Raw genomic sequence first — 22,592 nt, 5'->3', positions numbered from 1 at the left:
TCGGTCAGATGACGGCGGCGCTCCAGTCGTCCTGTCGTCCGAACCGATGCGCGGTGATCGAGATCGCCTGCTCGTGGAGGAACGGCAGCAGTTCGATCCGGCCCGCCGCCGTGACCTCTCCGTCGTGGATCGCGAGGCCGGGGTCGCCGGCCGTGGCTTCGGAGAGCAGGCCGTGCACCTCGGCGACGGCGTCCCGTGAGCCGACCAGCCGCACCCGTGACGGGCGGGGCGGCGCATCGGGATCGCCTTCGCGGGCTCCGCCCCCCGCCATCCGCTGCACCCATTCGGCATCCGACTCCACGGCGACGGCGGCGCCGAGATCCGTCAGGGTGCGCCGCACGTCCGCCGGCAGCCCGACCGGCGTCGAGACGAGGAACTCCGCCCCGCTGCGGATGGCCGCCACGATCACGCGCAGCAGCTCGTGCCAGCCTGCATCCGACGTGGCCCGGATCGAGACCCCCACCGGCCGGTAGCGCAGCAGGTTGCGCTCCACGCCGAGACGGGACACGTCGCGCACCTGCCCGAACTCGCGATCCCACGCGATGGCATCCGACAGCGCGGCACGGCGCAGCCACTCGAACCGCTCGAAGTCCAGCGACGGCTGCGCCGCCTCGATGAGGTCCGTGATCCTCGCGTCGAGTCCGCGCAGGTGCAGCGTGCTCGAGGCCGGACCTCCACTGCTCGCCCGCCAGGTCCCGAGGCCGATCAGATGATGGGGTCCTCCCGCTTTGGCGCCCGGGCCCGCCGTGGAGCGCTTCCAGCCGCCCAGAGGCTGGCGCTGCACCACCGCACCCGTGATGTCGCGGTTGACGAAGAGGTTTCCCGCCTCGACTCCGTCCAGCCACGTCTCGAGGTCCTCCGGATCACGCGTGTGCAGTCCGGCTGCGAGCCCGGAGGCCACGGCGTTCTGCAGCTCGATCGCACGGGCGAGGGTGGGCGCGTGCAGGATGCTGAGCACCGGCCCCGCGGCCTCTTCGAGGTGCGCCGGGGATCCTGGGAGGACGCCGACGCGGATGCCGGGGCTCCAGAGTCGTCCGCTGACATCGCCGGCCAGGGGCTCGGGGCGGACGAGCCAGCGCTCATCGGGGGCGAGGTCGTTCAGCGCGCGGGCGAGCGCGCCGCCGGGCCGCTCGGCGAGAGGCCCCACATCGACCCGGGGCTGAGCCGGCCACCCGACCCGAAGAGAGCGGGTGGCGTCGGCGAGCTGACGCGCGAAGCGCCGCGAGCGGCCCACCGAACCGACGAGGATCGCCGAGGACGCCGCCGAGCGGTTCTGCCCGGCGTGCGCGAACGCGCTGCGGACGAGATCCGCGACGGCCTGATCCAGGTCGGCCGACGGCATCACCACCATCGTGTTCGGGCCGCGCGTCTCGGCATGCAACGGCAGGTCCGTGCGCCAGGACCGGAACTCCACCGCCGTGTCCCACGAGCCGGTCAGCATCACCCGGTCGACGTCGGGGTGGGCGATGAGCGATCGCCCGAGCGGGCCCTCCGACACGTCGACGAGCGCGAGCACATCGCGCGGGATGCCGGACTGCCACAGGATCTCGGCGAGGACCGCCGCGCTGCGCCGGGCACCCGGCGCAGGCTTCAGGATGACTCCGGAACCGGCGGCGAGCGCGGCGAGGACGCCTGCGGCAGGGGTCGCGAGCGCGGAGTCGGCCGGCGGCGTGACGACGGTCACCCGGGACGGGACGAACCGCGCTCCGGGCACGGCGTCGAGCTCCCGTGCGGTGGCGGCGTAGTAGCGCGCGAGGTCGACGATCCGACTGACCTCCCGGTCCCCCTCGGAGAGGACGGTGCCGATCTCGTGCGCAGCGATCTCGATGAGGTCCGCGCGACGCGATTCCGTCGCCACGGCGGCTCGCAGGAGCGCATCGGCCCGTTCAGCCGCGGGACGCCCTCCCCAGTCCTCGCCGGAGCGGCGGACCCGCGCGACGACCGCGTCGATCGCAGCCTCGTCCGAGGCGAGCGCCGCCTCGATCGCGGTGACGCCCAGCGTGGAGCCCGCGACGCTGGCTCGGATGCCGCGGGCCCACTCCCGATTCGCCGCGAGAGACAGATCGGTGTCCGGGGCGTTCGCGAAGCCCGGCGCCCCGCCGGCATCCGGTTCCGCCTCGTGCCGCGAGTACACGGCGGTCTCCAGGAACGGATCGCCCTCTGAACCGCGCGAGATCCCGAGCACGATGTCGGTGAGATCCGTCTCGACCTTCGGCGCGGCCGGAGGCGTGCGCGCGGATTCGTGCACGGGGGCGCGTCGGTCCTGGGTCCGCAGCGGCCCGGAGCGGAGCGTCGGCTGCGCCGACCGGTCGAGCGCGTCGAGGAATCGGCCCTGCGCGCGCACGAACCGGCTCTCGTCCACGGCGACGGAAGCGGCCCCCGACAGCGAGGCCGCTGCGCTCTCCTCCACGACACGCGCGAGCTCGCCGACCGCGACATCGAGCTCGTCGGGGTGCACGACGGGGACGGACCGGCGCACCGGTCCGACGTCCTTCGAGACGGCGGCGCGGCACCCCTCGGCGACGCCCGGCGACAGCACGAACTCGACGTCTGCGCGCCCGTCCGTGGTTGGGGTAAGACCCCGATCGGTCGCGAGGAGCCATGCGTACGCGATGACGAACAGGTCGTGTCCGCCGAGGCCGATCCGCACCGCCGAGGTGTTCTCGGGGGTCAGCGCCTCGTCCAGCATCCGCAGGAGATTGGCATCCGTGTCGAGCTCGGTGTCGTAGGCGGCCCGCGGCCAGCCGTGCACCACTGCATCCGCCCGCTCGGTCCGGCCGTTCGCGCCCTTCACCAGGCGCACCGTGACGCGCGCACCGCCGTGCTCGACGCGATCGCGTGCCCACGCCGTCAGCTCGCGCAGCGCCGGCAGCGCGTCCGGGAAACGGGCCGGCAGGGCGATTCCCGCTTCGAGGGCGACCAGACGCGGATCCTCGAGGATGCGCGTGAGCACCGCGATCGTGAGATCGAGGTGCTCGTACTCGGCCACGTCCAGGGTGATGACCACGCCCTGAGCGAGGGCGGTGACGGCGAGCGGGAGCAGGCGCTCCGCCGCGGCATCCACCACCTCATCGAAGGACCACAGATCCGCATGCGGCAGGATCGAGGCGACCGTGACGGTCACGCGGTCCACGTCGGGGCGGCGGATGAGCTCGTGGATGCCGTCGAGTCTCCGGGCCGCCTCGGCCTCGCCGAGCACGGCCCCACCGAGCAGCGAGAGGTCCAGCGTCGCACCGGTCTCGCGGATCCGTCCGATCGCGGCGCCGAGCCTCGCCGCTCGCGCGTCGAGCACGAGAGGGCCGACCAGATCACGCAGCGCCCGGCGGACCAGCGGCACAGTGGCGGCGGGTAGCGCGGGCGCGATCCCCCCACCGACGCGCACGGCACCGCGGAGGAAACGCGGCAGCACGTCGGGGGCATCCGGAGCGATCCGTCGCAGTTGTGCCGCGGCAGCACTCAGGCTCTCGGGGCGCAGCACGCCGTCCAGCAGAGCGAGCGTGAACGAGAGTCCGCGCTCGTCTCGGAGCACCTCGTCCCGTCGCCGGGCAGACGGATCGGGCTCGACGATCCCCGCCTCGGCGACCCAGCGGCGCACCAGGGCGATCGCGCGCTCGGCGATCGGATCGGAGAGCGAATCGGGAGCAGCGGGCATGGCCTCAGCCTAGGAGCGGCCCCGTCCTCCCGCGCTGAGGCACGTCGGACGTCCGGCAGGCGGAGGCCGCCCTCCGCCGCGGAACAGGAACTCGGCCCCTACGCGGTGAACGCCGGGATGAGGGCGACGATCCCGAGGGTGACGACCACGCTGGTGAGGAATCCGAGTCCCGAGAGCACGAGGCCGACGATCGAGAGCACGCGTCCCGGCTTGCCCCGCAGCGCGACGATGCCCAGCACGATGCCGACCAGACCGATGACGATGCCCACGATCGGGATCCATCCGGTGAGGAAGGCGATGATCCCGACCACGAGCGTCACGATCGCGAGGCCGCCGATTCCGGCGGGCGGCGCCGAGGATGTTCCCGCGAACGCGGAGGACCCGCCGTATCCGAGGTACGGCGCCTCGTTGGCCGTGGGCTGGTCTCCGGGGACCGCTCCTTCGGGGTTCGGGATCGGCACGGCGGGGTCGGGGTACGGGCTGCGGGCCCGGTCGTAGGGTTCGCGGTTCACACCGTCATCGGACATGTCTGCTCCTCCGGTCCGCGGTCGGCATCGGCGGGACCGCTGATCCGAGCGTAATCGGCGGGCCCGGCGCTTCTCCAGCATGTGCGGCGAACCCTATGCTGATCCCGTGGCAGAGACGGGGGCGGTGCAGAGCGCCGTGGAGGGGGCGGTGGCGCCGGCATCCGGCCCGTCGCCCGCGCCGCGGACGCCGACGTCGAAGAAGTGGGTCACCGCCGTCGCCGACCGCGTCTCGACGAAGTGGATCGGCGGCATCGCGACCGCGCTGATCCTCGGTGCGACGGCGGCCTTCGGCGGCCTCGGTACGGTTCCGGAGCCGCCCCTGCCCGAGCTGTCCGCCGGTGAGACCTTCACGGGCGCCGGCCTGGAGATGACGCCGCAGCGCGCCGTTCTGATCGACGAGCTGAGCGACACCGGGGTCACGCCGGCGGAGGGCGAGCGCCTGCTGGTCCTGCTCGTGGACGTGACCAACATCGACGACACCGCGCGCCCGGCGACGGCGACGGGCAGCGTGGCCGAGATCCGGGTCGACGACGCCCCGGACGTCGCGGGCGCGATCGCACGCTACGACGACACGACCCTCAATCCCTGGTTGCAGCCGGGCGTACCCGCTCCGCTCGTGCTGACCTGGGCCGTCCCCGCCGATGCCTATGCGGGTGGAGACGAGCTGCGCGTCGCCCTCCACACGGCGACCGAGTACTCCGGCGAGTTCTTCATCCACGGGGACTACTGGGAGGACGTCGAGGTCGGCGCGTACGCGACGCTGTCCATTGAGGATGTCGGAGCGGGGGTGACCGAGTGAAGCGCGCTCTCCCGTGGCTCCTCACGGCGGCGCTCCTGGCCGCCGCCTGGCTGGTAGCCTTCGCCACGCCCGACGACTCGGCCTCGGTCGAGCCGTTCGTCGTTCCCGCCGCCATCGGAGAGGAGGCTATGGGGCGCGAGTTCGCGCTGACCGTGCAGCAGGTCCGCATCTCGGACGGCGTGAACGCGCCGAACGGATGGAGTGCGGACGGCACCTGGCTGCTCGTCGACGTTGACGCCCGCTCCACCCTCGAGCAGACCGGCAGCCTTCTGGGCGGCGCCGAGCTGACGATCGGCGACCGCTCCTTCCGGGCGAGCGAGCGGATGCCGTCGATGTTCCGGGAACAGGTCGTCACGGGCGTCTCACGCACCGGCATGCTCGCCTTCGAGCTTCCCGGGGACGTGCTGACGGGCACCGGCGTCCTGCGTCTCTCCCTCGATGACGACACGCGTGCCGACTCGGTGGCGGAGCTCCGCATCGACCTCGACGAGCTGGAGCGCGTCTCCGACGCCGAGATCGTCGCGACCGATTGGACGAACCCGTGACCGGGTGGTGGCGGCGCAACCGCCTCGCCGTGGTGGCCGTCGCCGTGCTCGCGCCCGTCACCGCGGCGGCAGTCGTCTGGCCGGCCTGGTCGAACGTGTTCCTCTACGAGGCCAGTTTCCCGATCGACGCCGACGCCGACGAGTCCGTCGAGTTCGCCGGCGCCACCTGGGGACCCGTGCGCGCCAAGGATCTCACCGGCACGGAGGGCCTCGTCGCTCCGCGGGACGCCAGGGTGATCGCCGTCGCCATTCCCGTGGACCCGCAGGCCGAGGCTCCCGGGTGCTCCGCGCCGCAGCTCGTCGAGCAGAGCACGGGGCGCCAGTGGGAGGAGATGCGCTATGAGCTCGGCGTCGAGTACTCGTCCGAAGAGCCCACGATCTGCGTCACGCCCGAGGAGGACGAGGACGGCGAGCCGCTGCCGGTGGCCCCGTACGAGATCATCGTCCCGTTCATCGTGCCCGCGGACGCCGAGGGGCCGTTCTGGATCGAGGTGACCCCGGCGTCGGAGCTTCCGACGTACCTGAGGTTCTCGATCGACCCCTGACCTCCGGCCGGTTTCGCCGCTGCTTCGACGTGCCGCTGACGGCGCAGCGCGCCCAGCGAGGCGTCGTACGCTCCGGCCACGACGCCGATGCGGATCGGCTCGACGACGACGGCGATCACGAGCAGGATCCCCTCGCTCAGCACGCGCCAGAACGACGCGAGATCGTGCGGGCCGAGCAGCCGCGAGATCACGAGGTCCAAGGTCGTCTCCCCGGCGAGCACGATCGTGTAGAGCAGCACGAACGTGCCGATGAGCAGGGGACCCGCGCGCCACATCAGAACGATCGCGTCGATGATGGGCGTGAAGCGCGACGTGAACTCGGCTCCGAGCTGTCCCAGCATCCGCCGCAGGATGCCGGGAACCCGGTCGAGGTGGCTGCGCGCTCGACGGTACAGGGCGACGTCGAGCGCCGGCTTCTCGGCCGCGATGGCCTGCCCGTAGATGACGCCCGCGATCGCGAGCCACGCGAGCGGTTCGACAGTGAGCCCTGCAAGCTGTCCGATGAACCATTCGACGCCGTCCCACACCCAGGCGAGCGGCGCGACCTGGTCCGCCAGCCATTCCCGCGCCTGGATCGCCCACTGGATCCCGACGCGGGTGTCGACCCAGTGCTGCAGGGATTCGAGGGCGTCCTTGATCACCATGATCGAGAGGCAGACCCAGACGGCCTCGAGGTACACCGCGAGGACGGAGAACGGCGCCGGAAGCTTCTTCGGCCATTTCTTCCAGGCCCAGCGTCCTGCGAAGGCGATGACGATCAGGATGCCGGTGACGACGTCCAGGGTCAGGTTGCTGCCGACGGCACCGGTGGGGACCTCGGAGCCGTCCAGGATGGACTGGAACCGCAGGCCCGAGCGCACGGCGAGTGCGCGGGCGTCGTAGGCGATGACGTCGTCCTGCAGCATCCCCCAGGCGGCGTAGATCGCGAAGAACGGCAGGATGCTGGCCAGCAGCGTGTTCAGGAACGTCCGCCGGCGTTCCTCGGCGGACGGCGGCACCGGGGCGATCTTCTGCAGCTCGCGCAACCCGTCCCGGATCACGAGGAACATGGCGACGAAGCTGATCAGCCGGGCGAGGATCGCGAGCGGGAGAAGCAGGATGCCGCCGACGCTCGTCCACGCTCCGACGTACCCCGCGAGCTGGATCGCTCCGAAGTGCACCAGATGACCTGCCAGGAACCACGCCACGAGGGCCGGCCAATGCCCGGCGAGGACACGGCCGGTCGAGGCGAGGAGGGTCAGCACGAGGCTACGTTAGCGCCAGCCCCGCGCCGGGCACTACGACCAGACGCTCGGCGCCTCGGCACGCGTCGGCGGCAGGGCGGACGCCGTGGCCCACTCGTGCATCCACGGCTCGACGTCGGGTAGCCCCTCCGGACGTCCGACGGCCGCGAACAGCTCCTGGTGCGTGAGGGTGCCCCCGGTGCGCTTGAGCATCCGGGCGCGCACGATGACGCGCGCGTAGATCTCGCCGCCCACGACCGCGCGGTGCTCCATGTAGATCGCCTTGTCGTCGTGGCCCAGCAGCCGCGACTCGACGTCGAATCGCTGCCAGAGCTCCAGCGACCTGCGGAAGGTCACCGTCTCGGCCGAGACGACGGCGTACCAGCCGTTGCGCTTCATCACATCGCTCATGCCGGTGCGGATCAGCAGATCCCAGCGGCCGAGATCGAACAGCGACAGGTAGCGCCCGTTGTTCATGTGGCGGAGGACGTCGATGTCGGTGGGGAGGGTCGTCAGGCGGATGCGGCCGATCTCGGTGGGCGCGATCCGCCCCTCGCGTCGCACGCGCCGTCGCGCGTTCCACATCACGAGCAGGGTCCGCCAGATCACGTTCACAAGGTGCGAGAGTAGCGAGCCGCGCACCGAACGGGTATTCCGTTGTGGCCGTCTCACAATCCCTGAGCTCGTGCTCCGGCACCCTCGGCTTCTACACGCGGTAGATTTCCGGTTCTCCCGAGCCGCGCGTAGAGTCACGGGCATGAGCGCCGAAGCCCAGCCAGATGTCATCGTCCGTCCGGTCCGTGATGTGGATGCGGAGGCTCTGGGACGCGTGCACGCGCAGTGCTGGCACGAGACCTACGACCACCTGATCAGCAAGGCAGCACTCGAGAAGGTCTCGCCTCGGCGGCTCGCCGAGCTGTGGACCCACTGGGCCGTCCAGGGCCCCGAGTTCAAGATGAGCGCCGCGCTCGTGGACGGCCAGATCGTCGGCTTCGTCGGCTCCGGCCCCGCCCGCGACAAGGATGCTCCCGCGAACCGCGAGCTGTACTTCATCTACCTTCTGGATGCCTGGCACTCCACGGGTCTCGGACAGAAGCTGTTCGACGCCGCGGTCGAGAAGGACGAGCCGCTGTACCTGTGGGTCGCCGAGGACAACCCGCGCGCTCACCGCTTCTACACGCGCAACGGGTTCCACCTGGACGGCGCGACGCACACCGAGCCGTTCCTCGGCGAGACGCTCACCGAGGTCCGCTTCGTTCGCTGATCCCACCACCCGTGAGACCTCTCATGGCTGACGAAACCCCGTCCTGGCAGCGTCGCCAGGACGGGGTTTCGTCACTCGGACGGGGTCTCATCGCTCGAATGGGGCCCGGGCGACGGGTCAGCGTCCCGAGACGGTGCCGAACAGGCGCGCGATCGGGGCGATGACGAGCGGACGGGCGGCGATCCACGCCGCGGCGATGACGACGAGCGACGCCACGAACATCCAGAATCCCGTCCAGTTGTCGGCGTACGCCGTCGGATCCGTCGACCCCTGCGCCGCATACATGTGGTTGAGGTTGCGCAGCGCACCGGTCGAGAGGACGAGCGCGACGTGGACGAAGATGAACGCGACGAAGTAGAGCATGACGGGGAAGTGCACGGCGCGCGCCCATTCGATCGGGTACGCCTTGCTGAGGCGCTCCGCCTTCTTCGGCCACATGCCGCTCATGCGGAACCCTGTCACGGCGGCGAGCGGGGCCGCGAGGAAGATCGTCGCGAAATACGCCAGCTGCTGCAGGCTGTTGTAGTTGGCCCACCCGTTCTCGGTCGGCCAGTCCAGCGAGACGTACTGCAGCGCCGCGGACACCGCGTTCGGGAAGACCTCCCAGCTCGTGGGCACCACCCGCATCCATTGGCCCGTGACGAACAGCAGCACGACGAACACGACGCCGTTGAGCAGCCAGAGGACGTCGAGAGCCTGGTGGAACCAGATCGTCAGACTCGTCTTGCCCTTCGGGTCGTTCCGCGGCGTCCAGAACGCCGTCGGGCGCTTCTCCCCCCGGATGCGCAGGCCCGAGCGGATGATCAGCACCATGAGGAACACGTTGAAGAAGTGCTGCCAGCCGAGCCAGGCGGGAAAGCCCACCGGCGCTCCTTCGGGAAGGTGATACTCGCCGGGATAGGTGGCGACGAAGTCCGCCATGCCGTCGAGCGACAGGAGCCACCGCACGAAGAACACCGCCATCCCCGCGGCGAACAGCAGCCCCGCGCCGCCGACGATCACGACGCCCGCCCACTGCGCCCTGGTGAACGGTCCGAGGCGCTGGGGCTCCGGCGCGGGGGCCGGGTGGCGCGGCGCGGCGCCATGGTGGACCGTGAGCGGGAAGGGCAGCGGTGTGTCGAGCGGTACGCCGGAGGGGGTCCCCGTCGTCGTCGAGGCCGCGATGCGCTGCGGCGAGAACGGCAGGGTGGTCGTGGACGCTTCGGATGCTCCGGGCGAAGAAGGCGCGGACGATCCCGCCGCTGAGGCCGCCGACTGCTCCCGCGTGGGGGGCGGTCCGGCCTGTGCGGCAGGCTCCGCAGGAGCGGCGATCACTCCCGCGGGCGGCCACGGTTCCCCGCCAGGCACACGCGGCAGCCCGCGACGGAGGGCTCCCGCCGCGCCGGGGCCCGGCGCACCGGATGCCGGTTCCGCCGCGGCCACAGCGACGGCGTCTGACGTGTCACCGCTCGGGCCGGACCGACCCGCGTCGGAGGACGGCAGGGTGCTCGGCGAAGACGCCGAGGTCGCTCGGGCGGCGGTCGCTGCGGCGGCCGCGCCGGCAGCGGTCACGCCAGCGGGCGGAGTGGTTGCGGTCCCCGCGAAAGCACTCCCGGCAGCAACGACCTCGGCGGGCGGCCACGGCTCCCCGCCCGGCACACGCGGCAGCCCGCGGCGGAGAGGACCCGCGGGCTCAGGTCCCGCACCGGACTCGCCGCCCTGCGGGCCAGAAGCGACTCCGCCCACCAGCGCCCCCGGATCACCGGCCGGCACCGCCGCCTCATCCGACGCCGCGACCGCTTCACTGAGCGCGTCGCCTCCGACCGTCTCCGGACCCGAGACGCGCTCGTCGGTCAGCACGTCCGCCGGAGGCCACGGCTCGCCGCCGGGCACGCGAGGCAGTCCGCGGCGCAACATCCTGCTACTTCCCCCGCGCTTCGAGCGCCTGGATGACCTGCGGGACGACCGTGAACACGTCGCCGACGATGCCGAAGTCCGCGATGTCGAAGATCGGCGCCTCGCCGTCCTTGTTGATCGCCACGATGGTCTTGGCCGTCTGCATGCCCGCGCGGTGCTGGATCGCGCCGGAGATGCCCAGCGCCACGTACAGCTGCGGCGAGACCGAGACGCCGGTCTGGCCGACCTGATGCGCGTACGGGATGTAGCCGGCGTCCACCGCGGCGCGCGAAGCGCCGACGGCTGCACCCAGGGCGTCGGCCAGCTGCTCGACCAGCGCGAACTGCTCCTTGGAGCCGAGCCCCCGACCACCCGAGACGACGCGCGCCGCCCCTCGCAGTTCGGGCCGCGACGACTCCTGCTCGATGGCCTCGACGGGGCCGGCGGTCGCCGCGGCGGCGCCGGATCCGACCACCTCCAGCTCCTCGACGGCCGGGGAGGCGACTGCTTCTCCGCGCGCCTCGACCGCGCCCTGCCGGACGGTGACGATCGGGGCGCCGTAGGTCGGGGCGGAGTCGACGAGATAGGCGCCGCCGTAGACCGAGTGATGCGCCACGACGCCCTGGTCGTCGCGCGAGACCCCGATCGCGTCGACCGACAGGGCGCCTCGCGTCCGCACGGCCAGCCGCCCGGCGACGTCGCGTCCCACGATCGAGTTCGACACGAGCACGGCATCCGGCTGCACGCGCGCATAGGCGGTGTGCAGAGCGTCCACGAGCGGGACGATCAGCTGCGTGTCGTCCACCGCGGCGGTGAGCACCACGGCGGCTCCGGCTGCGGCCGCGGCATCCACGGCGCTCTGCGCGCCTCCCGGCACCAGCGCGATCGGGCTGCCGATCGTCGACGCCGCGCCGAGGAGGGCCGACGTGCTGGGGGCGGCGTCGCCCGCGGGCGTCACGTCGACGAGGACGAGGATCGGGTTCTCGGGGTAGCCCATGCTCACACCAGCCTGTTCTGCACGAGGAACTCGACCAGCCGGGTGCCGGCGTCGCCCTCATCGGTGATCTTGATGCCCGCTGCACGCGGCGGCTTCTCGGCGACCGACGTCATGATCGTCCGCGGTGCGGCACCGGGGTCGGCCGAGACGCCGAGGTCCGCGAGCGCGAGCACCTCGAGCGGCTTCTTCTTGGCCGCCATGATGCCCTTGAAGTTGGGGAACCGTGCGTCCGGCAGCGCCTCGGTGATCGAGATGACCGCCGGCAGGGCGGCCGAGACGGACTGCGACCCGGCATCCGTCGTCCGCGTGCCGGTGATGCCGTCCGCCGTGATCTCGACCGCGCTGAGAGCAGTGGCCTGCGCGAAGCCGAGGTGTTCGGCGAGCATCGCCGGGATCATGCCGCCCGAGCCGTCGGTGGAGAGGTTGCCCGTGATCACGAGATCGGGCTCGGCTCGACGGATCGCCGCCGCGAGCACTTCGGCGGTCAATCCGAGGTCCGCGCCGGAGAGCTCCTCGTCGACGACATGCACGGCGGAGTGGGCGCCGATCGCGAGCGCCCGCCGCACGGAGGCGGTGGAGGACTCCGGCGCCATCGACAGCGCCACCACCTCGGTCCCCTCGTTGCCGTCGGCATAGGAGAGGGCGACCTCGAGCGCGCGCTCGGTGATCTCATCCAGGACGACGTCACCGGCCGCGCGATCGGCCAGGCCCGTCTCCAGGTTCAGCTTCCGATCGCCATAGGTGTCCGGCACCTCTTTGACCAGGACGAAGATCTTCATCGATTGCTCCTCACGACACTCCGATTCTAGTCCGGTGGGACTGAGTACCACCCCACGGGGAGGTACTCCGGGCGCTGCGCTTCCGAGCGTAGCGCGCCGCCACGACACGGCGGCAGGGCCGGGTACCGTGGAATCCGTGACCCGATCCCGTCCGCTGCCCATCGATCCGCTCGCCGAGGCGAAGCGGCAGTGGCTCGCACACGGGTGGACGGATGCCGCGGACGGCATGACCGTCGTCATCTCCGTGATGCGCGCCCAGCAGCTCCTCCTCGCCAGAGTCGACGCGGCGCTCAAGCCCTTCGAGCTGTCCTTCGCCCGATATGAGATGCTGCGTCTGCTCGCCTTCAGCCGCGCCGGGCGCCTGCCGCTGTCGAGCGTGGTGTCCCGACTGCAGGTGCACGCCACGACCGTCACGAGCACCTCGGACCGCCTGGTGCGCGACGGACTGATCGTCCGCGAGCCGCACCCGCACGACGGACGCGCGGCCATGCTCGCGCTCACCCCGGCGGGCCGCGAACTCGTCGAGCGCGCCACCGCCGCGCTGAACACCGAGGTGTTCACGAACCCGGGCATCAGTCCGGAGGATGCCTCGGATCTCGTCGCGATCGTCGCGCGCCTGCGCAAGGACGCCGGGGACTTTAGCGACCCCCGCCCCCAGCCGGACCCGCTCTGACATGGCACGGTTCGTGCTCGAGACGCTGATCGCCGCCGAACCCTCCCAGGTGTTCACGGCATCGCTCGATCCGGGACTGCATGTGCGCTCGATGCAGCGGTACGGCGAGTCGATGCTCGAGCGGCCCGCCGGCGGCGCCTTCGCCGAAGGGTCCACGGTCACATGGCGCGCGCGGCATTTCGGCATCCCGTTCCGCCTGCGCTCGATCGTGTTCGACATCGATCCGCCGCACCGGTTCTGCGACCGGCAGATCGCGGGGCCTTTCACCGCCTTCCTGCACGAGCACGAGTTCTCGGCGCACCCCCGCGGAACGCTGATGCGGGACACGATCACGTTCCGTTCGCCGTTCGGGCCGATCGGGCGCCTCGTCGACCGGCTGTTGCTGCGCGCGTATCTGCGACGGCTGATCGCGGAACGCAATCGGATCCTCGCCGACGAGATCGAGGGACGCGGGCGTACGCTGGCCGCATGAGCGAACTGCGCCTGCACACGATCCTCGAAGCCCAGGGCCCGGCGGCGGCCATCCTTCTCACCGACGAGCAGGTCGCCTCGTTCGGCGCCGGCAAGTCCTTCCCCGTCGTCGTCTCGATCGGCGATCGCAGCATCCGACTCCGCCTCGCGCGCATGGGCGGGGCGAACATGATCGGGTTCAGCAAGGCCGCCCGCGCCGAGTTGGGGCTGGACATCGGGCAGGAGATCGACGTCACGATCCGCGTCGACACCGAGGAGCGTCCGATCGAGATCCCGCCCGCGCTCGCCGAGGCGCTGGATGCGGATGCCGCGGCCAAGGAGGCCTTCGACGCGCTGGCGCCGTCCAAGCGCAAGGAGATCGCCCGGCAGATCGCCGAGGCGAAGGCCGAGGACACCCGCGCCCGCCGCCTCGAGAAGGCGCTCGCCGGTCTGCGCGGCTGAGGGGGACGCCGACGCCGCGCTCCTGCCGGTCGGCGAGGACGTCATCGGTTCTCGAACCGCGGCGACCTCTTCTCGCGGAAGGCCGCCATCCCCTCTTTCTGATCCGCCGTGTCGAACAGGGCCGCGAAGGCCCGCTTCTCGTGCGCGAGGCCATCGGCGAGCGTCGTCTCCATCGCGGCGTCCAGCGCCGCCTTCGCCGCGTACACGCTCGGCAGCGACTTCGACGCGATCGTCTCGGCGAGCGCCGAGGCCTCGGAGAGGAGGTCGGATGCGGGCACCACCCGCGAGACGAGACCGACCCGCTCCGCTTCCTCGGCGCCGATGATCCGCCCGGACAGCACGAGCTCTGCCGCCTTGTAGTAGCCGACCGCGCGGATGAGGCGCTGCGTGCCGCCCATGCCGGGGATCACCCCGAGGTTGATCTCGGGCTGCCCGAACTTCGCGGTGTCCGCGGCGAGGATGATGTCGCACATCATCGCCAGCTCGCATCCGCCGCCCAGGGCGAACCCGCTGACGGCCGCGATGACCGGGGTGCGCACGGCGGCGAAGTCGTTCCAGGCGCCGAAGTGGTCGGTGTCGAGCATCTCCTGCGCCGACATCGCCTCCATCTCCTTGATGTCGGCTCCCGCGGCGAAGGCCTTCTCGGACCCGGTGACGACGATCGCGCCGACGCCGTCGTCGGCGTCGAAGGCGACCGCTGCGGCGGTCACCTCTTCCGACATCCGCGCGTTCAGCGCGTTCAGTGCCTGCGGGCGGTTCAGGGTGATCCAGCCCACGCGTCCGCGCTGCTCGATCCGGATCGTCTCGTACTCGCTCATGCCGGTCCTCTCCGTCGGCTCCAGTATGCCCGCCTCAGGACGCGTCCCGGATGTCGGTGATGATCCCGGAGAAGTCGCGCGTCGCCCCGTCCCCGGCGGCGAACGCGGCGTAGATCTGCTGCGCCAGCCGCCCCAGGCGCGCGTCGGTCCCGGTCTGCTCGATCGCCTCGAGCGCGAGGCCGAGATCCTTCGCCATGAGCGCTCCCGCGAAGCCCGGCTGATAGTCCCGGTTGGCGGGACTGGTGGGCACAGGGCCGGGCACGGGGCAGTTGGTCGTGAGCGCCCAGCACTGGCCGGAGGCGTTCGAGGCGACCTCGTACAGCGCCTCGTGCGTGAGTCCCAGGCGCTCGCCGAGCACGAACGCCTCGCCGACGACGATCTGCGACACCCCGAGGATCATGTTGTTGCACACCTTGGCGGCCTGGCCGAGGCCGGGGCCGCCGCAGTGCACGATGCGCCTGCCCATCCGCTCCAGGATGGGCAGGGCCGCGGCGAAATCCTCGTCCGAGCCGCCCACCATGAACGCCAGCGTGGCGTTCTCAGCTCCCACGACGCCTCCGGACACCGGTGCGTCGACCTGACGGTGACCCGCTGCGGCGGCGAGCGCATGCGCCTCCTGGGCGTCCGCCACCGCGATCGTCGACGACTCGATGAACAGGGTTCCGGGGGATGCGGCGTCCAGGAGCCCGGTCCGGTAGGCCTCCAGGACGTGCGCTCCGGCCGGGAACATGGTGATGACGATATCCGCGGATGCCGCGGCATCCGTCCCCGTGTCGGCGATCGGGACTCCGGCCGCTGCTGCGGCCTCACGCGCCTGCGGCACCACGTCGTAGCCGCGGACCTCGTGTCCGGCGGCCAGGAGATTGCGGGCCATCGGCAATCCCATATGACCGAGCCCGAGGAATGCGATCTTCATGATGCGGCCTTCAACGTCTCGCGTCCCACGATGAGCTGCATGATCTCGTTCGTCCCTTCCAGGATCTGATGCACGCGCAGATCGCGCACCACCTTCTCGATGCCGTAGTCCTGCAGATAGCCGTAGCCGCCGTGCAGCTGGAGCGCGCGATTGGCGACGTCGAAGCCGGCGTCGGTCGCGAACCGCTTCGCCATCGCGCAGCGCACGGACGCGTCCGCGGCGCCCTCGTCGACGGCTTCGGCGGCGTCCTGCACCATGAGCCGGGCCGCATGCAGCTGCGCCCGCATGTCGGCCACCTGGAACACGATGCTCTGCTTCTCGGCGAGGGGATCGCCGAATGTGAAGCGCTCGTGCACGTATCGGACGGCGCGATCCAGAGCCCACTGCGCTCCGCCCAGCGAGCACGCGGCGATGTTGAGGCGGCCTCCGTCGAGCGCCGACATCGCGATCTTGAAGCCGCCGCCCTCGTCGCCGAGCCGGTCGGAGGCGGGCACGCGCACCTCGTCCAGGATCACCTGGCGGGTGGGCTGCGCGTGCCAGCCCATCTTCTTCTCCGGGGCGCCGAAACTCACGCCGTCGGCGTCCCCCGGGACGAGGAACGCGGTGATGCCGCGCGCTCCCGGCTCGCCCGTGCGCGCCATCACGACGTACACGGCGGCCTCGCCCGCGCCGGAGATGAACTGCTTGACGCCGGTGAGGACGTAGTCGTCGCCGTCGCGGATCGCGCTCGTGGCGATGGCCGCGGCATCCGATCCGGCACCCGGCTCGGTCAGGCAGTATCCGCCGAACCCGGACATCCCGGTCAGAACGGGCAGCCACCGCGCACGCTGGGCGTCGTCGCCGTAGCGGTCGATCATTCCGACGACCATGTTGTGGATCGAGATGTACGACGCGACCGCCGGATCGCCCTTGGCGAGCTCCTCGAAGATCGCGACGGTGTCAGCGCGGGACAAGCCGGTGCCGCCGTACTCCTCGCCGGCGTAGATGCCGCCGAGGCCCAGGTCGCCGGCGCGTTCCAGGCTCTCGCGCGGGAACAGGTGCTTCTCGTCGCGCTCCAGCGCGTGCGGGGCGAGCTCGGTCTCGGCGAACTCGCGGACCGCCTGCAGGATCGCGGCGCGTTCCTCGGACGTCGTCGTGGTGATGAGGCTCATGTGTTCTCCTTGCTGCGTTTCGACTCGCTGCGCTCGCTCGACGAATGAAGAGGGGATCAGCGCGTGGTCGGCATGACGAAGCTGGCTCCTTCGCGGATGCCGGCGGCGGGCCACCTGCTCGTCACGGTCTTGGTCTTCGTGTAGAAGCGGAAGGCGTCGGGTCCGTGCTGGTTCAGGTCGCCGAAGCCGCTGCGCTTCCACCCGCCGAAGGTGTAGTAGCCCAGGGGAACGGGGATCGGGACGTTGACGCCGACCATCCCGACGTTCACGCGGGCCGCGAAGTCGCGGGCGGCGTCGCCGTCGCGTGTGAAGATCCCGACGCCGTTGCCGAACTCGTGGTCGGAGGCCATCGCGAGCGCCTCCTCGTAGTCGCGTGCCCTGGCGATCACGAGCACCGGCCCGAAGATCTCCTCGCGGTAGATGGACATGTCCGTGGTGACGTGGTCGAACAGGGTCGGGCCGAGGTAGAACCCGTCCTCGTGTCCGTCGACCACGAGACCTCGACCGTCGGCCAGGAGGGTGGCTCCGGCATCCACCCCCTGCTGGATGTATCCTTCGACCCGCTCGACCGCTGCGCGGGTGACGAGCGGACCGTAGTCGATGCCGTCGGCGAGGGACGGGCCGACGCGCAGGTGGGAGACGCGCTCGGCGAGCTTGGCGGCCAGCGCGTCCGCCGTCTCGTCGCCGACCGGCACGGCCACCGAGATCGCCATGCAGCGTTCGCCCGCCGAGCCGTAGCCCGAACCGATGAGGGCGTCGGCGACCTGGTCGAGATCGGCGTCCGGCAGGACCACGAGGTGATTCTTCGCCCCGCCGAAGCACTGCGCGCGCTTGCCGTGTGCGGCCGCGGTGGCGTAGATGTACTCCGCGATCGGCGTCGACCCCACGAAGCCGATGGCCTTCACGCGATCGTCCTCGAGCAGGGCGTCCACGGCCTCTTTGTCGCCGTGGACGACGTTGAGGACACCCGCCGGGAGCCCGGCCTCGAGGAAGAGCTCCGCCAGTCGCACCGGGACCGACGGGTCGCGCTCGCTCGGCTTGAGGACGAACGCGTTGCCGGCGGCGAGCGCTGGCCCCGCCTTCCACAGCGGGATCATGGCCGGGAAGTTGAACGGGGTGATGCCGGCGACGACGCCGAGCGGCTGGCGCATGGAGTACACGTCGATGCCGCTGCCGGCGTCGGTCGAATACTCCCCCTTGAGCAGGTGGGGCGCGCCCGCGGCGAACTCGATCACGTCGAGCCCGCGTTGGATGTCGCCTTTCGCGTCGTCGAACGTCTTGCCGTGCTCGCAGGAGAGCAGGCGGGCGAGGTCGTCCATGTCCCGATGCACGAGATCGATGAAGCGCAGCAGCACCCGCGCGCGCTTCTGAGGGCTGGTCGCGGCCCAGGCGGGCTGCGCGGCCTCGGCGTTCGCGACGACGCGTCCGACCTCGTCGGGGCTCGCGAGCGGCACGCGCGCCTGGACAGAGCCGGTGCTGGGGTCGAAGACGTCCGCGAAGCGTCCGGCGTCTGGAGTGAGGAGCGATCCGCCTACGAAATGGGGGATGGTGCGAGTCATTGTGCAAAGTCCCTTCGCGCCGTCATTGGCACAAGCTCAGCTTAGTTTGCCCATCATCGAATTACTAGGGCATCCAACTATCTGCCGGCCGGGCAGGGCGCATAATGCTGTAGAGGGTTGGAGCAGACATGACGGACGCGTACATCTTCGATGCGGTGCGCACACCGCGCGGCCGCAACAGGAGCGGCGCGCTGCACGAGATCAAGCCGGTCGATCTGGTGACGGGCCTGATCGACGCGATCCGGGAGCGCAACCCAGGACTGGATGCCGCGGACATCGACGATGTCGTGCTCGGCGTCGTCTCCCCCGTGGGCGAGCAGGGCGGGGACATCGCGCGCACGGCGGCGCTCGTCGCGGGCCTGCCGGAGTCCGTGCCCGGTGTGCAGGTGAACCGGTTCTGCGCGTCGGGACTGGAGGCTGTGAATCTCGCCGCCCAGAAGGTGGCCTCCGGGTTCGAGGACCTGGTGCTCGCCGGCGGGGTCGAGTCGATGTCGCGGGTGCCCCTCGGCTCGGACGGCGGCGCGCACGCACAGGATCCGACCACGGCCTACGACCATCACTTCGTGCCGCAGGGCATCGGGGCCGACCTCATCGCGACCCTCGAGGGGTTCGGCCGCTCGGACGTCGACGCCTATGCCGCGCGGTCGCAGGAGCGCGCCGAGACCGCCTGGCGCGAAGGGCGGTTCGCGCGCTCGATCGTCCCGGTGCGGGACATCAACGGCGTCGTCGTGCTCGACACGGACGAGCATCGGCGCCCCGGTTCGACCGTGGAGTCGCTCGGCCGGCTCCCGGCCAGCTTCGCGGGCATCGGCGAGCGGTTCGGCTTCGACGCCGTCGCCCTGCAGAAGTACCACGGGGTCGAGCGCATCGATCACGTGCACGGTCCGGGGAACTCCTCCGGCATCGTCGACGGCGCCTCGCTGGTTCTCGTGGGCTCCGCAGAGGCTCCCGCCACCGCCCGGCTCACGCCGCGGGCTCGGATCGTGTCGACGGCGGTGGTCGGCTCCGAGCCGACCATCATGCTCACCGGCCCGGCGCCGGCGACGCGGAAGGCTCTGAAGCGGGCCGGCCTGGGCGTGGAGGACATCGACCTGTTCGAGCTGAACGAGGCCTTCGCGGCCGTCGTCATGAAGTGGCAGCGCGATCTCGGCATCCCGGACGAGAAGGTCAACGTCAACGGCGGGGCGATCGCGATGGGCCATCCGCTGGGGGCGACCGGCGCGATGATCCTGGGAACGCTGCTGGACGAGCTCGAGCGCCGGGACCTGCGGCGCGGGCTCGCGACGTTGTGCGTCGGCTCCGGCATGGGGATCGCGACCGTGATCGAGCGAGTGTGAGGGCAGGATGAGCGCAGACGCCGGGTACCGGTGGGATCAGGATGCCGAGGGCGTCGTCACCGTGACCATGGACGACCCGGACGCCGCAGTCAACACCATGAACGCGCACTTCGTGGCGGCTTTCGGGGCGACGATCGAGCGCTTGGAGGCCGAGCGCGACGGGATCACGGGGGTCATCCTCGCGTCCGGGAAGGACAGCTGGTTCGCCGGCGGAGATCTGGTGCAGCTTCGGCAGGCGGATCCGTCCCGGTCGGCCGAGGAGACGGCGCGCGTGGAGCACGTGAAGTCGCTGCTGCGCCGGCTGGAGCTGCTGGGGCGCCCGGTGGTCGCGACGCTCACCGGTTCGGCGCTCGGCGGAGGCCTCGAGGTGGCGCTGGCCGCGCACCGGCGCATCGCGGCGTCGGATGCCCCGCGGGCACGGTTCGGCCTTCCCGAGGTGTCCCTGGGGCTGCTGCCCGGTGGCGGGGGCACGGTGCGCACGGTGCGGATGCTCGGTCTGCAGAAGGCGCTGGATCAGGTGATCCTGCCGGCGACCCTGTTCGACGGCGCGGGCGCGGTGGACGCCGGCATCGTCGATGAGCTGGTGCCGTCTGCGGACCTGACGGCGACGGCGCGCGCGTGGATCGCGGTGAACCCGGAGCCGGTGAAGCCGTGGGACGAGAAGGGCTTCCGGATTCCCGGCGGCGGGCCGAAGGAGGGTTCGGTGGCGAGCATGCTGCCGGCGATGACGGCGCAGTTGCGCGCAGAGGTCGGCGGCGCGCCGCTGCCGGCTCCGCGGGCGGCGCTGGCGGCCGCCGTCGAGGGCGCGTACCTCGACTTCGAGGCGGCATCGCGGGTCGAGACCCGGTACTTCATCCACCTCACCCACACACGGGTCGCGAAGAACATGATCAGCGCGTTCTTCGACCGGCAGGCGCTCAAGACCGAGGGTGGCCGGAGGGGGCCTGCCCCCGCCGCGCGGGCGGGGCTGCTCGAGGCGGTCGCCGCGGTCGGCGAGGGAGTCGAGCCCGCGTCCGTGGAGCAGGCGGCACGTCAGGCGGGGTACCGCGTCGGAGCGCTGCGGCGGGTGGACGAGGGCGCACTCGCGGGAGAGTCCCCTGGTGCCGCGGTGCGGGCCGACCGGCTCGCGGGCGTCGCGAAGGAGGTCCTGGCCTGGTTGCGCGACGAGACGCCGCGCCGGGGAGACGAAGCGCCGCACGGCTTCTACGAGTACGACGAGGCCGGCGAACCCGTGCGGATCCACCCGGACCTGCGCGAGCGCTTCAGGTCGGGCCGTGCGGCACCCGCGCTGGTCGAGCTCCAGGAGCGGATGCTGTTCGCGGATGCCCTGGAAGCGCTCGACCGCCTGGACGAGGGCGTCTTCGCCTCCGTGGCCGAGGCGAACATCGCCTCTCTGGAGGCCGGCTTCCCGGCGTGGACGGGCGGCGCGCTGCAGTACATGGCGCAGTACGACGGAGGCGTGGCGGGTTTCGCCGCGCGTGCTCAGGCGCTGGCGGATCGGCACGGGCGTCGGTTCGCCCCCCACCGTCGCTCCTTCGGCTCGTCGAGGACGCGGGCGATCACGCGTAGGCACACGGCCCCCTGAAGCACGCGCACGCACCGGGCGCAGTCTCCGGCAGGCGGACCGGGTGCTCCCGAACACCCGTCGTGGCGCCGACCGCTCACACGAACATGACGCGTGGCGGCGGCTCGTCGATGTAGGTATGGCCGACGGGGCTCGTCCACGCGATCACCCCTCCGGGAAGCTGAGTCGCGGACCAGCGATGACGGTCGAGCAGATCGGGATGCTTCAGCGCATGATGATTGATGCAGAAGCAGGAGAGATTGCAGATCTCGGTGGACCCGCCCTTCGCATGATCGTGATTGTGATCGATCTGGCACCGGCGGGCGATCCTCCGACACCCCGGGAATCGGCAGCGCTGATCTCGCGCCCGCAGATGCCGCTTCATCGACTCGGACGGGGAGTACGCGTCGGTGCGCGTGACCATGCCGCCGGGATCGAGGAACAGCCGAGACCATGCCGAGGCGTGCGCCGCGAGATCCCGCGCCTGCTCGGGAAGCATCGGCCCGAATCCGTCGAGCTCCGCCATCCGGTCGTCCTCACCGGTGAGCGTGGTCGCGGCGATCGTGACCTGGATGCTCCCACGGACCGCCTCGGCGGGAGTTCCGGCCACCGTCTCGAGACGACCGCCGAGGAGGAGCTCGAGCGCCACGTCGGCCCGGATCTGGTCCAGAGAGCGCGTGTCCGCGTCCTTCTCCTGAGGGCCGATCACCGGGCGCTGCGCCATGATCTGCTTCGCGATCTCGGTCGCACGGTCGAGCGCGGCCTGGATCAGGTACTCCGGTCCCGAGACCGAGAGCTGCCCGAGGCCGTCGTCGATGGGGTACGCCCGTACCGACCTGTGCTCCAGCGCCGCCCGGTGCCGCTCGGCGACCGTGGTCGGCGCGAGGGATGCGGCCACCGCCTTCACCATCGCCAGCGTGCGCCCCGGACTCTCGGACACGGCGATCTCCAGGGCGTGCCCCTGATACTCGCTCAGCTCCGGCACCGGCGACGTCGACAGAGCCGACGCACCCGTGATGATCGCGTCCGCATGTCGAGAGGTGATCGCCCCGTCGCGCAGCGCCTCCCACACCAGCGGGAACCGATGCCTGAGCGTGTGCGCACGGTGCATCGCGGCATCCACGACGCCCGGCGAGAGACGCGCCACGGCGGCGAACTCCGCCGCCGTCGAACGCACCGCGATGTCGTGATGCGGCGAATCGAACGGATCATCCTCCAGCAGCAGATCGAACCGCTCGGCGAGAAGGCGGGCGCGTTCGGCCTCGAGAGCCGCGATCTGCGCGTTCACGGCTTCGAACGCCTCGAGCAGTGCGACCTCGCGGTCGGCTCGAGTCTCCGTGATGAACGCCATACTTCAGTTTAGGATATCTCTTCGATATTGGACAAGCCCTTCCGGGTACTGATTCGTATATTTCTCGGGCAAGTGCCGCGTTCCGCTACGCCCCAGGGCCGGCCG

Annotated in this window: 20 protein-coding genes; 8 read left to right on the top strand and 12 right to left on the bottom strand. The window is 71.2% G+C overall.

Going from position 1 to position 22,592, the window contains the following annotated elements; translation table 11 throughout:
* Window positions 1-4: 4 nt before the first annotated feature.
* Window positions 5-3,652, bottom strand: coding sequence for a proline dehydrogenase family protein (locus AC3RXZ_RS13225; RefSeq protein ID WP_491494308.1), 3,648 nt, complete (start codon window positions 3,650-3,652; stop codon window positions 5-7).
* A gap of 98 nt (window positions 3,653-3,750) precedes the next feature.
* A complete protein-coding gene (locus AC3RXZ_RS13220) occupies window positions 3,751-4,179 on the bottom strand; it encodes a DUF4190 domain-containing protein (protein WP_243229545.1) in 429 nt (142 codons plus the stop codon).
* A gap of 106 nt (window positions 4,180-4,285) precedes the next feature.
* Between AC3RXZ_RS13220 and AC3RXZ_RS13215 the strand changes: the two genes are divergently transcribed.
* Window positions 4,286-4,978 carry a hypothetical protein gene (locus tag AC3RXZ_RS13215; RefSeq protein WP_243229544.1) on the top strand — a complete coding sequence of 231 codons (693 nt, stop codon included), beginning with the start codon at window positions 4,286-4,288 and terminating at the stop codon, window positions 4,976-4,978.
* Entirely contained in the window at window positions 4,975-5,523 is a 549-nt protein-coding gene (locus tag AC3RXZ_RS13210) for a hypothetical protein (protein ID WP_491494307.1), read from the top strand. The genes AC3RXZ_RS13215 and AC3RXZ_RS13210 overlap by 4 nt, the downstream gene beginning before the upstream one ends.
* A 337-nt stretch (window positions 5,524-5,860) precedes the next feature.
* Here AC3RXZ_RS13210 and AC3RXZ_RS13205 read toward each other — a convergent pair whose 3' ends face one another.
* Both AC3RXZ_RS13205 and AC3RXZ_RS13200 read right to left on the bottom strand, forming a co-directional pair.
* Entirely contained in the window at window positions 5,861-7,312 is a 1,452-nt protein-coding gene (locus tag AC3RXZ_RS13205; RefSeq protein ID WP_491494306.1) for a hypothetical protein, read from the bottom strand.
* 33 nt (window positions 7,313-7,345) lie between these two features.
* Window positions 7,346-7,906: a thioesterase family protein gene (locus tag AC3RXZ_RS13200; RefSeq protein WP_491494305.1), complete on the bottom strand. Its 561-nt coding sequence runs from the start codon at window positions 7,904-7,906 to the stop codon at window positions 7,346-7,348.
* Between the two features lie 142 nt (window positions 7,907-8,048).
* On the opposite strand from AC3RXZ_RS13200, the gene AC3RXZ_RS13195 reads away from it, so the two are divergent.
* Window positions 8,049-8,555: a GNAT family N-acetyltransferase gene (locus AC3RXZ_RS13195; protein ID WP_243229540.1), complete on the top strand. Its 507-nt coding sequence runs from the start codon at window positions 8,049-8,051 to the stop codon at window positions 8,553-8,555.
* 117 nt (window positions 8,556-8,672) lie between these two features.
* On the opposite strand, the gene AC3RXZ_RS13190 is transcribed toward AC3RXZ_RS13195, so the two are convergent.
* From AC3RXZ_RS13190 to AC3RXZ_RS13180, 3 genes are read right to left on the bottom strand one after another with little or no spacing between them, the layout of a single operon-like run.
* Entirely contained in the window at window positions 8,673-10,451 is a 1,779-nt protein-coding gene (locus AC3RXZ_RS13190) for a cytochrome b/b6 domain-containing protein (protein WP_498265589.1), read from the bottom strand.
* Window positions 10,452-10,455: 4 nt separating this feature from the next.
* A complete protein-coding gene (locus AC3RXZ_RS13185; protein WP_243229538.1) occupies window positions 10,456-11,427 on the bottom strand; it encodes an electron transfer flavoprotein subunit alpha/FixB family protein in 972 nt (323 codons plus the stop codon).
* Between the two features lie 2 nt (window positions 11,428-11,429).
* On the bottom strand, window positions 11,430-12,206 hold the full coding sequence (locus tag AC3RXZ_RS13180) for an electron transfer flavoprotein subunit beta/FixA family protein (RefSeq protein ID WP_243229537.1): 777 nt from the start codon (window positions 12,204-12,206) through the stop codon (window positions 11,430-11,432).
* 136 nt (window positions 12,207-12,342) lie between these two features.
* Here AC3RXZ_RS13180 and AC3RXZ_RS13175 point away from each other — a divergent pair, with 136 nt between their 5' ends.
* From AC3RXZ_RS13175 to AC3RXZ_RS13165, 3 genes are read left to right on the top strand one after another with little or no spacing between them, the layout of a single operon-like run.
* Window positions 12,343-12,879 carry a MarR family winged helix-turn-helix transcriptional regulator gene (locus tag AC3RXZ_RS13175; RefSeq protein WP_243229536.1) on the top strand — a complete coding sequence of 179 codons (537 nt, stop codon included), beginning with the start codon at window positions 12,343-12,345 and terminating at the stop codon, window positions 12,877-12,879.
* A gap of 1 nt (window position 12,880) precedes the next feature.
* Window positions 12,881-13,351, top strand: a complete 471-nt coding sequence (locus AC3RXZ_RS13170; RefSeq protein ID WP_243229535.1) for an SRPBCC family protein — start codon at window positions 12,881-12,883, stop codon at window positions 13,349-13,351.
* On the top strand, window positions 13,348-13,791 hold the full coding sequence (locus tag AC3RXZ_RS13165; protein WP_243229534.1) for a DUF1905 domain-containing protein: 444 nt from the start codon (window positions 13,348-13,350) through the stop codon (window positions 13,789-13,791). Before AC3RXZ_RS13170 ends, AC3RXZ_RS13165 begins: the two co-directional genes overlap by 4 nt.
* Before the next feature lie 41 nt (window positions 13,792-13,832).
* On the opposite strand, the gene AC3RXZ_RS13160 is transcribed toward AC3RXZ_RS13165, so the two are convergent.
* The 4 genes from AC3RXZ_RS13160 to AC3RXZ_RS13145 are packed head-to-tail and all read right to left on the bottom strand — an operon-like array spanning window position 13,833 to window position 18,235.
* Window positions 13,833-14,609 carry an enoyl-CoA hydratase-related protein gene (locus AC3RXZ_RS13160; RefSeq protein WP_243229533.1) on the bottom strand — a complete coding sequence of 259 codons (777 nt, stop codon included), beginning with the start codon at window positions 14,607-14,609 and terminating at the stop codon, window positions 13,833-13,835.
* 34 nt (window positions 14,610-14,643) lie between these two features.
* Window positions 14,644-15,525 (bottom strand): 3-hydroxyisobutyrate dehydrogenase, encoded by an 882-nt coding sequence (gene mmsB / locus AC3RXZ_RS13155; RefSeq protein ID WP_491494303.1) that lies wholly within the window; start codon window positions 15,523-15,525, stop codon window positions 14,644-14,646.
* A complete protein-coding gene (locus tag AC3RXZ_RS13150) occupies window positions 15,522-16,676 on the bottom strand; it encodes an acyl-CoA dehydrogenase family protein (protein WP_491494302.1) in 1,155 nt (384 codons plus the stop codon). Before AC3RXZ_RS13150 ends, mmsB begins: the two co-directional genes overlap by 4 nt.
* Window positions 16,677-16,732: 56 nt before the next feature.
* On the bottom strand, window positions 16,733-18,235 hold the full coding sequence (locus AC3RXZ_RS13145; protein WP_491494301.1) for a CoA-acylating methylmalonate-semialdehyde dehydrogenase: 1,503 nt from the start codon (window positions 18,233-18,235) through the stop codon (window positions 16,733-16,735).
* A gap of 128 nt (window positions 18,236-18,363) precedes the next feature.
* Here AC3RXZ_RS13145 and AC3RXZ_RS13140 point away from each other — a divergent pair, with 128 nt between their 5' ends.
* Window positions 18,364-19,572, top strand: a complete 1,209-nt coding sequence (locus tag AC3RXZ_RS13140) for an acetyl-CoA C-acetyltransferase (protein WP_491494300.1) — start codon at window positions 18,364-18,366, stop codon at window positions 19,570-19,572.
* Window positions 19,573-19,579: 7 nt separating this feature from the next.
* Window positions 19,580-21,157 (top strand): enoyl-CoA hydratase-related protein, encoded by a 1,578-nt coding sequence (locus AC3RXZ_RS13135; RefSeq protein ID WP_491494299.1) that lies wholly within the window; start codon window positions 19,580-19,582, stop codon window positions 21,155-21,157.
* A gap of 76 nt (window positions 21,158-21,233) precedes the next feature.
* Here AC3RXZ_RS13135 and AC3RXZ_RS13130 read toward each other — a convergent pair whose 3' ends face one another.
* A complete protein-coding gene (locus AC3RXZ_RS13130) occupies window positions 21,234-22,487 on the bottom strand; it encodes an HNH endonuclease signature motif containing protein (RefSeq protein WP_491494298.1) in 1,254 nt (417 codons plus the stop codon).
* Window positions 22,488-22,592: the final 105 nt, after the last annotated feature.

This window comes from Microbacterium cucumeris (assembly GCF_058349845.2).
This window is presented reverse-complemented; position numbering and strand designations above follow the sequence as displayed.

What these genes read in the sequence shown, in the direction of transcription:
- AC3RXZ_RS13165 (WP_243229534.1), top strand. Translation starts at nt 13,348, where the DNA reads ATGAGCGAACTGCGCCTGCACACGATCCTCGAAGCCCAGGGCCCGGCG.
- AC3RXZ_RS13225 (WP_491494308.1), bottom strand. Translation starts at nt 3,652, where the DNA reads ATGCCCGCTGCTCCCGATTCGCTCTCCGATCCGATCGCCGAGCGCGCG.
- AC3RXZ_RS13160 (WP_243229533.1), bottom strand. Translation starts at nt 14,609, where the DNA reads ATGAGCGAGTACGAGACGATCCGGATCGAGCAGCGCGGACGCGTGGGC.
- AC3RXZ_RS13130 (WP_491494298.1), bottom strand. Translation starts at nt 22,487, where the DNA reads ATGGCGTTCATCACGGAGACTCGAGCCGACCGCGAGGTCGCACTGCTC.
- AC3RXZ_RS13190 (WP_498265589.1), bottom strand. Translation starts at nt 10,451, where the DNA reads ATGTTGCGCCGCGGACTGCCTCGCGTGCCCGGCGGCGAGCCGTGGCCT.
- AC3RXZ_RS13170 (WP_243229535.1), top strand. Translation starts at nt 12,881, where the DNA reads ATGGCACGGTTCGTGCTCGAGACGCTGATCGCCGCCGAACCCTCCCAG.
- AC3RXZ_RS13220 (WP_243229545.1), bottom strand. Translation starts at nt 4,179, where the DNA reads ATGTCCGATGACGGTGTGAACCGCGAACCCTACGACCGGGCCCGCAGC.
- AC3RXZ_RS13140 (WP_491494300.1), top strand. Translation starts at nt 18,364, where the DNA reads ATGACGGACGCGTACATCTTCGATGCGGTGCGCACACCGCGCGGCCGC.
- AC3RXZ_RS13180 (WP_243229537.1), bottom strand. Translation starts at nt 12,206, where the DNA reads ATGAAGATCTTCGTCCTGGTCAAAGAGGTGCCGGACACCTATGGCGAT.
- AC3RXZ_RS13145 (WP_491494301.1), bottom strand. Translation starts at nt 18,235, where the DNA reads ATGACTCGCACCATCCCCCATTTCGTAGGCGGATCGCTCCTCACTCCA.
- mmsB (WP_491494303.1), bottom strand. Translation starts at nt 15,525, where the DNA reads ATGAAGATCGCATTCCTCGGGCTCGGTCATATGGGATTGCCGATGGCC.
- AC3RXZ_RS13195 (WP_243229540.1), top strand. Translation starts at nt 8,049, where the DNA reads ATGAGCGCCGAAGCCCAGCCAGATGTCATCGTCCGTCCGGTCCGTGAT.
- AC3RXZ_RS13135 (WP_491494299.1), top strand. Translation starts at nt 19,580, where the DNA reads ATGAGCGCAGACGCCGGGTACCGGTGGGATCAGGATGCCGAGGGCGTC.
- AC3RXZ_RS13150 (WP_491494302.1), bottom strand. Translation starts at nt 16,676, where the DNA reads ATGAGCCTCATCACCACGACGACGTCCGAGGAACGCGCCGCGATCCTG.
- AC3RXZ_RS13185 (WP_243229538.1), bottom strand. Translation starts at nt 11,427, where the DNA reads ATGGGCTACCCCGAGAACCCGATCCTCGTCCTCGTCGACGTGACGCCC.